This is a genomic window from Rhizobacter sp. P1_G5 (assembly GCF_056405435.1).
In genome coordinates this window covers 1-8,877 of record NZ_JBFUCB010000221.1, presented here as the reverse complement: position 1 = coordinate 8,877, position 8,877 = coordinate 1, and the positions used below count along the sequence as shown (strand labels likewise).

Annotated in this window: 7 protein-coding genes; all 7 read right to left on the bottom strand. The window is 71.9% G+C overall.

The annotated features are described in order from the left end of the window. A partial coding sequence (locus AC1D12_RS16485; RefSeq protein ID WP_477841582.1) for a baseplate wedge protein occupies positions 1 to 986 on the bottom strand: 986 nt, incomplete at its 3' end. Further along, the gene (locus AC1D12_RS16480) at positions 983 to 1,777 is read right to left on the bottom strand and encodes a hypothetical protein (protein ID WP_477841580.1); all 795 of its coding nucleotides are present in this window, start codon (positions 1,775 to 1,777) and stop codon (positions 983 to 985) included. The genes AC1D12_RS16485 and AC1D12_RS16480, both read right to left, overlap by 4 nt. Next, positions 1,774 to 5,589 (bottom strand): baseplate J/gp47 family protein, encoded by a 3,816-nt coding sequence (locus AC1D12_RS16475; RefSeq protein ID WP_477841575.1) that lies wholly within the window; start codon positions 5,587 to 5,589, stop codon positions 1,774 to 1,776. The genes AC1D12_RS16480 and AC1D12_RS16475 overlap by 4 nt, the downstream gene beginning before the upstream one ends. Beyond that, a complete protein-coding gene (locus AC1D12_RS16470; RefSeq protein WP_465113108.1) occupies positions 5,586 to 6,029 on the bottom strand; it encodes a GPW/gp25 family protein in 444 nt (147 codons plus the stop codon). The genes AC1D12_RS16475 and AC1D12_RS16470 overlap by 4 nt, the downstream gene beginning before the upstream one ends. After that, positions 6,022 to 6,321, bottom strand: a complete 300-nt coding sequence (locus tag AC1D12_RS16465; RefSeq protein WP_465113107.1) for a PAAR domain-containing protein — start codon at positions 6,319 to 6,321, stop codon at positions 6,022 to 6,024. The genes AC1D12_RS16470 and AC1D12_RS16465 overlap by 8 nt, the downstream gene beginning before the upstream one ends. Positions 6,322 to 6,340: 19 nt before the next feature. Beyond that, positions 6,341 to 8,137 carry a type VI secretion system tip protein VgrG gene (gene vgrG / locus AC1D12_RS16460; RefSeq protein ID WP_477825933.1) on the bottom strand — a complete coding sequence of 599 codons (1,797 nt, stop codon included), beginning with the start codon at positions 8,135 to 8,137 and terminating at the stop codon, positions 6,341 to 6,343. Positions 8,138 to 8,149: 12 nt separating this feature from the next. Then, positions 8,150 to 8,845, bottom strand: coding sequence for a CIS tube protein (locus AC1D12_RS16455; RefSeq protein WP_197066873.1), 696 nt, complete (start codon positions 8,843 to 8,845; stop codon positions 8,150 to 8,152). Positions 8,846 to 8,877 lie beyond the last annotated feature (32 nt).

Genomic DNA, 8,877 nt, shown 5'->3' with positions numbered 1-8,877 from the left:
CGGTTCGAGCGGCCGGCCGCGCGCAGGTCTTCGAGCCGGCGGCACAGGTCGGCCGGCGCCACCGCGACCGGGTTGCCGCGCCGCGTGACGCCGATGGTGCCCGGCGAGCCGTCGCTCGGCAGCGCGAGCCGCAGCGCCCAGTTGTCGCCGCGCCAGGCGACCGAGCCGTTGCTGGCCGCCGCATTGGCCGGCCGCAGCTGCGACAGCCGCGCCCCTTCCACGCCCGGCACCGCCTGCACCACCGCGGCGAGGTCCGACAGGAACAGCCGCTGCGCGCCGTCCTGGCCGATCGGCAGGTCGTCGATGAAGCYGTGCTGCAGCACCGGCCCGGTGTAGATCTCCTCCAGCGACGCGCCGGCGCGCAGCCGCTCGTCGAGGCTGCGGCTGACCGCGGCGCGCGCGACGAAGCGGTCGCAGCGGTCGTACACCTCGGCCAGCACGTCGGCCGCGTCGCGCGGGCCGCCGATCTCGATCTGCGCATGCAGCTCGCAGGCGACCGGCTGCACCGCGGTCACGGCCAGGTCGAGGTCTTCGCCGAGATTGCGCTGCGCGAGGAAGGCCGCGCGCGCATCGGCGATGCGCTTGCCCTCGCCCTCGGCCGCGCCCTGCGACAGCTGCAGCACCAGGTGCACGACGCCGTCGTCGCGCGCCTGCAGCGTCGCGTCGTCGAGCCCGGGCACGGCATCGAGCAGCAGGCGGCGCACGTCGGCCCCGGTGGTCGCGCGGCACGGGAACACCTCGGCCGGCGGGTGCAGCGACAAGGCGTCGTAGTCGATCGTGCCGGCCGGCCCGGTCAGGTGGTCGGCGACCGGGAAATCGGCGCGATAGACCAGGTCGGTCAGCGAGAAGCACAGCTGCTCGAGCATCGTGATGCCGGGGTCGTGCAGGTTGTGGTCGGTCCACGCGTGGCCGCTGACGGCCTGCAGCCAGGCGATGCCCTGCTCGCGCAGCCGCGCGAAGCTCGCGTCGTCGCGTTCACCGCTCATGGCGCGCACCCCTGCATGGTCTCGTCGAACCACAGCCGCGTCAGCGTCGCCTGGATGCGCACGCCGCTGCCGTAATCGCACTTCGAGCGCACCTGCAGCCGGTAGCTGGCGTTGCGCCCGCTGCTGCCTTCCCAGCGCAATTCGAGCTTGTCGCAGCGCCGGCCGTACCAGGTGTTGTYGCAGCGGATGCGCTTGCGCCGCGACAGGATGTCGAGCCAGCCGCGCGTCGGGTTGTAGGTGTTCATCGCGATCGCGTGCATCAGCGCGAAGCGCCCGCCGCCCGGGTGCCCGGCGCCGGCCATCACCTCGAAGGCCTGGCAGCCGCCGAGCGGGCCGGTGAGGTCGTGCCATTCGCCGTCGGCCAGCGCCGGCGCGAGCCCCGGCCAGCGGCAGCTGCCGACTCGCCCCTGCGAGGCGACGACGCCCGCCACGTCCAGCGCCTGGGCCGGCTCGGCGGTGCCGATGCCGACGCGGTCCTGTGCGTCGAGCGCCAGCACCGGCTTGCGGCCGCGCGACGCGGCGACGCCGGCGTGGTGGAACAGCAGCTGGTCGCGGTCGCCGCCGTAGCTCATCGACCACAGCGCGGTGCGCGAACTCTGCTCGCGGTAGAAGCTGACCAGCGCGTCGTAGCCGGCCGGCGACGACACCTCGATGCCGTTCTCGGCCGATTTGTGGAAGCCCTCGTCGCTCATGTTGAGCATCGAGTCGATCAGGTCGGCGAAGTGGTCGCGCGTGGGCAAGCGGCCTTCGTCGAAGAAGTGCTGCAGCGTCTTGCGGTTGCGGATCGTCATGCGCCGCCCCCGATCACGAAGGTGCTGCCGATCGACAGCTGCGCGATGCCGGTCGGCTGCGGCGCCGGGTCGGGGAACGCGGAGGCCGCGGTGACGATGTGCGTGGGCATCGGCAGCGCGAGGCTCCACGGGGCGCGCGAGACGGCGTGGCYGCGTTCGCCCCGCCCTTCACCTGGCCTCTCACCCTGCCCCTCGCGTGCGGTGTCGACCAGCGTGTACACGCCGGCGTCGCTGCAGGTCAGGTGCAGCAGCGACAGCTGCGTCACGTAGTCGACGCCGTCCAGCGCACGCAGCCGCGCCTCGAGGTCTTCGCCGCGCACGACCCAGTCGAACGCCGGGCCGCAGCCGTCGTCGAACCACGGCGACAGCGTGGCCACCACCGTGCGCGTGATGCGCTGCAAGGCCTCGCCTTCGTGCACGCCGCGCGCCAGGCCGACCACGCAGCGCAGCTGCAGCCGGTCGTAGACCGGGTTGCGCACGACCACCTTCGCGAACGGCGACGCACGCTCGCGCAGGTAGTCGGCCATGCGGCGCAGCTCGATCGCGTTGAAGCGCGGCGCGGCACAGGCGAACGCCGGATCGTTGCGCGGCACCTGCGGCACGACGACCGCCAGCACCTGGCCGGCCGGCGGCCGCGGCTGGCCGGCCGCGGCGATCTCGTCGCCGGACAGGCAGCGCACCTTGAATATCTCGGGAAAGCGCGCCAGCAGCAGCCGCTCCACGTCCCACGCGGTGCCGGCCCGCTGCTTGTGCTGCAGCCGCTCGCCGGCACGGGTGTACAGCAGGCCCGCGTCCTCGGCCGGGCGCAGGCCGAACGACGGCCCGACCTGCTGCACGCCGGACAGCCCCGGCAGCGAGGCCAGTGGGCGGGTGATGCGGCCCTGCGGCAGGATCTGCAACATCGCCGCCCCGGTCGGCAGCACGCGCCGCGCGCGCAGCGCATGCGCCTGCACCGACTGCAGCGCCGCGAACCCCTCGAAGCCGGCGGCCGCCGACGCACGCAGCCAGTACAGGCCGGCCGGCATCACCTCGTTGTCCAGCGTCAGGTCGCCCGGCAGGTCGAGCGTGACGATGCCCGAGGTCAGGAAGCCCTCGGTGCTGTCGGCCAGCACGCGCGCCGCCGGCAGCGGCCGCCAGTGGTCTCCGGCCAGCGTGGCCCAGCGCACCGGCGCGCGCACCGCGCCGGAGCGGGTCGCGTCGGCAGCCGATTCGAGCAGCGAGAACAGCAGCGTCAGCGTGCCGCCCGGCTCGCCGGCCGCGAGGCCGATGTAGAGGTTGCCGTCGTCGCCGGGCCGCGGCAGCAGCCCGTGGCTCGCGCCGGCCGCCGCCGAATGCAGCGTGTCGACGCCGAACGGGTGCAGGTGCAGCAGGCGCTCCACGTCCGGCGCGGCCTCCAGCGGTCCCTTCTCGCTCGGGCTTTGCGCGCCGGGGCGGATCACGCCGGCCGCCTCGTAGCTCAGCGTCAGCCGCTCGATCAGCGGCGTGTAGGGCGGGTTCGGCAGCAGCTGGCGCCGGCGCGCGCGCAGGTTCCTGCGCGCGTTCGCGGTGACGGTGTCGGCCAGCACCATCGGGTACGCGGCATGGCCGAACGCGCCGCGCGGGCCGGTGAGCTGCAGCCGGTACAGGCCGTTGCGCGGCAGCGGCCCGTCCCACTCCGCCGGGTCGCCGGCCCGGCTGTGCTTGCGCACCGAGCCGGGGTCGACCTCGATCTCCCACATCGGCTGCAGGCAGGCGGCGGCATCCGGCGGCGCGAACAGCGGCTGCTGCGCCGAAGCCCCGCTGCACGGCTGCCACAGCCCGTCGCGCAGGATCGCGAGCGCGGCCGTGAAATCGCCGCGGCGCTGCTCGTCGGGGTAGCCGCGGTAGTGGGTGTCGAAGCCGCCGGCGTCGGGCGGCAGGCCGCCCCATTCGAGCTGCATCGACAAGCGCTGGATGTTCTTGCACGCCACCTCGCGCGCGCCGACCACCAGGTACGACGACAGCGTCGGCAGCGGGCCGAACGGGTGGAAGGCCTTGGTCGGGTCGAGCCGGCCGAGGTTGTTGTGCAGCACGATGTCGCGCACGCCGCTGGCGCTGACGCGCAGCCGCGCCTCGGTGAGCGGCTGGTCGGCCAGCAGCGAGTACGGGTAGAGCCGGCCCTGCGTGCCGAGCTCGATGCGCAGCACCGGCAGCCGGGTCCCCCAGTCGTTGCCATGCACGGCGGGCTCGCAGCCGACGATCGCCGGCGCATCGGGGCGCAGCCGCAGCGTGATCGACAGGCCACCTTCCGGCAGGCGGTCGACATCGGCATCGGTGGCCTCCAGCCAGCCGTTCGCGGCGCTCAGGTGCAGCTTCAGCAGGCCGTGGAACAGCTGTTCGAACACCAGCACGCGCTGCGGCGCCTGCGCGCCGGCCAGCAGCACCAGCGGATCGCCGACGCTGTGCGCCTGCGGCACGCGCCCCTGCAGCTCGCGGTGCGCGGCCAGCCGCATGCGGCGCAGTTGCGCTTCGGTGAAGTCGGCGCTGCCGGACAGCAGCCAGTGGCCGAGCAGCCGGCCGAAGGCATCGCGCAGCGTGACCGGGTCGGTCGCGAAGGTGACCGCGTCGACCAGCGCGTCGAGCGCCTGCGCGCCATCGGCCGAGCCCTCCCCGACAGGCAACTCGACCCGGATCATCCGCTCGCCCTCGCGCAGCAACAGCAGCGGCGACGCGATCGCGAGGCCCAGCCGCGCATCGACCGCCCCGGCGCCGCCGCCGAACAGCGGCCAGGCGCTGCTGCCGTCCGCGACACCGACCGGGGGCCGCGCCGCCTTGGCCCGCGTCACGAAGCCGAACTCGCACTCCGGCGAGATCCGCGCATCGCGCTCCATCCGCAGCGTGCACAGCGCCGCGACGCGCGCATCGGTCACCACCAGCGGTGCCGCGCTGTGGAAACGCAGCGGCTGGCCGGCCGCATCCTTGCCGGCGTCGAACACGGTGCCCTGCGGCACCTGCAGCAGGCGTTCGCCGCGCGCATCGCGGGCGCAGGCCAGGTGCACCTCGTCGGCCACCGGCCCGGCCGGGCCGAAGCCGAGGCAGTCGCGGTAGTAGAAATCGACGTGCCGCGCGGTGAAGCGGTTCACCTCGCGCTGCGCCGATTCATAGACCTTCAGGAACGCGATCAGCAGCCCGACCGCCGCCTCGTGCGTGCCGCTGTGCAGCGTGCCGGGCAGCAGTTCGCGGGCCAGCGCGCGCAGCGTGTCGATCGCGGCCAGGAACACGAAGTAGCGTTCGCGCAGCAGCTCGCGCTCGTCACGGCCGGCGGCAGCCGTCGCGAGCAGTGGCGCACCGCTGCTCCAGATGCCGGCCAGGCGCTCGTGCGAGCGGCCGACCTCGCGGTCCTGCCAGCGGCGCTTGCCGAAGCGCTCGTGCACCCACTGCAGCTCGGCGCCGAGCTGCTGGTCGACCAGCTGGTGGATGCGCCCGCGGAACGCCAGCGAGGCGGCATCCTCGCGCCCGTCGAGCGACTTGAACCACAGGTCGATCCACTGCGCGAGCTCGACCACCTGGTGGGCCAGGCGCGGCAGCGGCGCCGAGTCGGCGTCGTGCAGGAAATCCTCCTGCAGCGCCTGCACGTCGATGCTGGCGATACGCGCCAGCACCATCGTCACGTCGCTCGCGAACATCGCGCGCCAGTCGCCGGCCTCGCGGTTGTCGAGGTCGACGAAGCGCAGCTGGCGCGCGAGCGTGGCCGTCATCGCGACGCGGTCTTCGAACGGCAGCTCGTCGACGCGGAAGTAGCCGTCGGCCAGCGCCGGTGGAAAGCGTTCATTCTGCGAGGTTCCGCTGGTCATGCCGCCACCTCGCGCGCCGCACCATCGTTCAGGTACAGCGGGTACACCATGTTGTCGCGCACGTTGGTGCTGCGGATCGTGTAGTTCAGCTGCAGCTTCAGCACGCCCTCGTACAGGTCCGAGGTGTCGATCTCGACCTGGTCGAGCGTGATGCGCACCTCGAAGAACAGCACCGCCTTCTCGACCAGGCTGCGGATCTCGGTCAGCGTGCTCTCGGTGATGTTCTCGAACACCATGCGCTGCAGGCCGCAGCCGTAGGTCGGGTGCATCACGCGCTCGCCGGGTACGGTGGACAGCAGGATGCGCAGGCTCTCGCGCACGTCCTGGTCTTCCGACACCGTCAGCGCATGCAGCGTGCGGCCGTCGAAGGCCGGCGGGAAGGCCCAGCCGGTGCCGAGGAAGCGCTTGTTGCTGTCGAGGCCCATGGTCGAGTCATCCACCGATCAGCACCGTGGGCCAGCCCATCGCGATGCTGCCGCCGTGCGCCGTCGGGTCGCCGATGCGCGCCGCCGGCTTGTTGGCGATCAGCACCGTGGTCGAGCCCTGGATGATGGTGTCGGGCGGGCCGACGCAGACCGCGCTGTCGCCGAGCACCGCGGCCGGCAGCTTGCCGATCAGCACCGTCGGAACGCCGGGGCCGACGATCGGCCCGCCGACGTGCGGGATCGGCGGCAGGCCGGGCGTGACCATCGGGCACACGTGCATGTCGGTGAGGCGGGCGGCGGGCGGCATGGCGGTGCTTCCGTGCAGGTCAGTTGATCATCACCATCGCGCCCTTGACCACCGTCTGCCCGGCGGCCGAGAGCTCGGCGCTCGCGTTGCCCTTCGCGGTGAAGCCGACCTGGGCTTCGGCGGCGATGTTCAGGGCGCTGAGCTTGATGTCGGCCTTGGAGGTGACGGAGATCGCGCCGACCGCGTCGAGCGTGATCGTTCCCTTGGCCGTGATCTTGATGTCGCCCGGGCTGTCGAGCGTGATGCCGCCGGGCGCGAGTTCGACCTTGTTGCCGTTCTGGTCCTGCAGCAGGATGGATTTGTCCTTGTCGCTCAGCACGATCTTGTTGTTGCCGGGCGTGATGACGGTGATGACCTTGTCCTTCTCGTTGAACTCGAGCTTCGCGCGGCAGCGGGTGACGATGGCCTTGATGTCGTTGGCGGCCTCCAGCGGGTACGGCGTGGCCTGCTTGCTGCTGTAGAGGCTGCCGAGCACGACCGGGTGCGAGGGGTCGTCGGCGAAGTAGCCGAGCACCACCTCGTCGCCGACCTCGGGCAGGAAGAACGCGCCGAACGCATTGCTGGCGTGGAACTGCAGCAGCCGGGCCCAGATGCCTTCGGTGGCGGCCTGCAGCATCGGCAGCTTGACCTGCACGCGCTGTTCGCCGGCCGGGTCGGCGTCGAGCTTCATCACGATGCCGACCTGCAGGCCGTGCACGCCGGGCAGCAGGCCGGCGCCGGGTGGCGCGACCACGTCGGGGCGTTCGACGAACCAGTCGGGCGCGAGGCCGAACTCGGCCTCGGTGGTCCAGTTGCCGTCGGCGATCTCGTGGCGCAGGCCGGTGACGAACACCTTGCCGCTGAAGCGCGTGCCGACGCCGGCGAGCTCGATCAGGCCGCCGACGGTGGCGAGCGCCGAGCCCTGGAAGCTCATGCGTCCGCGCAGCCGCGCGAGGCCGGCCTTCAGCTGCTGCGCCTTGGCCCAGCTGGTGAGTGCGGCCAGCGGCTGCGGTGCGCCGGACTGCAGCCGCCAGGTGGGCAGGCCGATCACCTGGGCCAGCGTGGCGGAATCGATGTCGCCCTGCTTCGGCAGCGTGACCGGTGCGCTGGCGGTGCCTTCGAGCGCGGCCTGGCCCTTGATGTCCCACGAGAAGGCCTGGGCGCTGGCGAGCTGGCTGCGCGCGTCGAGGTCGGCCTGGAAGTCGATCACGTCGATGCCGTAGGTGACCGAAAGCGCCGGCTCGGCATCGACCGCAGGGGCCTTGACGGCGAGCTTGCCGTCGGTGGCGATGACGAGCAGGCCGTTGACCTCGGCGCGCGACAGCATGAAGTCCCAGTCGCTGCAGTAGTGCTGGGCCAGCTCGGTGTGGCTGAGCTCGGTGGCATCGGCCTCGATGCTCAGGCCGTGGTCGCCGGCCAGGGTCTCGATGATGGCGCTGTCGGTCTGGTCGATGAAGTTGGCGTTGTGCCGGCCGACGGTCATCAGCACGGCCTTGTCGCGGCATTCGACGATCAGGCGGGCGTCGTTGTCGCCGCGCACCTGCAGGCCGTGGCGCACGACGAGGCCTTCGAAGATCACGGTGGTGGGGGCCGACTGGTAGCCGGCCTTGATCGACAGCAGCACGCCGGGCTTGAAGTGGGCGGCGTCGCTGAGCGGGAACTTGCGGTTCGGCATGTCGCCGTCGGCCAGTTCGATGCGGGCCGAGGGAACGCTGTTGACGCCGCGGCGCACCGAGATCGAGATGACGTCGATGGTCGCGTCGAGTTCGGTGCCGTCGGAGCTGAGCGACAGGCGCACGACGCCGTCGGCGTTGTCGAGGGGGGAGACGCCAGGCATGGGGTGATCCGACTAGGCGGGCCGTGCCGCCATCGCCAGCGTCGTGCCGGGCGTGAGGGCCATCAGGCTGGGCAGGTTGTTGGTGCGCGCGACCGCGGGGGCCGCGGCGGCGCTGCCGCAGTGGTCGGCGCACAGCTGGGGCAGCGTGTCGCCGTCGACGACGGTGACGCTCGTGACGCTGGTCTCGGGGCTGCGGTTGGAGACGAGCTGGGCCTCCTCCTTGCTCATCGCGCCGAGGAAGCTCAGGTCGACGCGGGCGCGCAGCGGTTCGCCGCTCGGCTTGAAGAGGGTGTACTGCGTGTTCATCGATTCGAGCCGGCCGAAGAAGATCAGGCTGCCCCACAGCAGGCGCACGAGGGGCGGTTCCTGGGTGTCGGGCAGGTACTGGAAGGCGACCGCATTGAGTTTCTTCATCTGCGTGCGCACGTCTTCGCGCTTGCCGTTGGCGCCGGGCGGGACGATGCCGGTGCCGTCGAGCACGAGGGCGAAGCTGACGTGTTCATCTCCGACCGCGGCGAACTTCGGGGTGGCCTGGGGATCGCCTTGGGTCTTCTTCTTGTCGTAGGTGATGCCGGTGGTGTGCTTGAAGTCGGCCGGGTTGATCTGCACGGTGAAGGTCGCCGATTCATCGAGCTTGACGGTGCCGCCCTTCAACGTGAAGCGCGTCATCACCAGGTGCGTGAGTTGGCCGAGGCGATCGGTTGGCATTTGATTGCGTCTGTCTGTTTGATTGCTTGGTG